Source organism: Kitasatospora sp. NPDC058243 (genome assembly GCF_042882025.1).
GTDB lineage: Bacteria > Actinomycetota > Actinomycetes > Streptomycetales > Streptomycetaceae > Kitasatospora.
Window position 1 is genome coordinate 918 of sequence record NZ_JBHVWW010000166.1, and the last position, 415, is coordinate 1,332.

Consider the following 415-nt stretch of genomic DNA (forward strand, 5'->3'; position numbering starts at 1 on the left):
GCGCTAGAGGGTGTGGAGTTCAGCTGGAAGGGAAAGCGGGGGGAATCGTTTCAATCAAGGAAAGTGGAAAGTCGGGCAGACCTGGGATCCAGCGGATTTCTGGTTCACGTTGCCAAGGATGCCACAGAGGAGTCCCGCCTGCGCAAAGATCTGGCTTTGGTGACCACAAAATTCGAAAGAATTCTTTCACTGCTGGATGATCCAGTGGTTGCACTAAATGGGAATGGTGTAATTGAGGCCGCGAACGAAGCGTTCGCCAGCATGGTAAAGAGCGCCCGCCCGGAATTGTGCGGCCTTGAATTGTCCCAACTTATCATGCCGACGTCAATGGAGGGTTTCATGATCATACGCGAGAGGCCTGACGGGCAGGCGTCCGCGCGTCGTCTATTCAAACAGGGCGATGGCGGGGTAATCC

General features: G+C 54.9%; 1 protein-coding gene. It reads left to right on the top strand.

Going from position 1 to position 415, the window contains the following annotated elements:
* Window positions 1-12: 12 nt before the first annotated feature.
* On the top strand, window positions 13-415 hold a 403-nt coding region (locus ACFVX9_RS39825; RefSeq protein ID WP_387987210.1), incomplete at its 3' end, for a PAS domain-containing protein.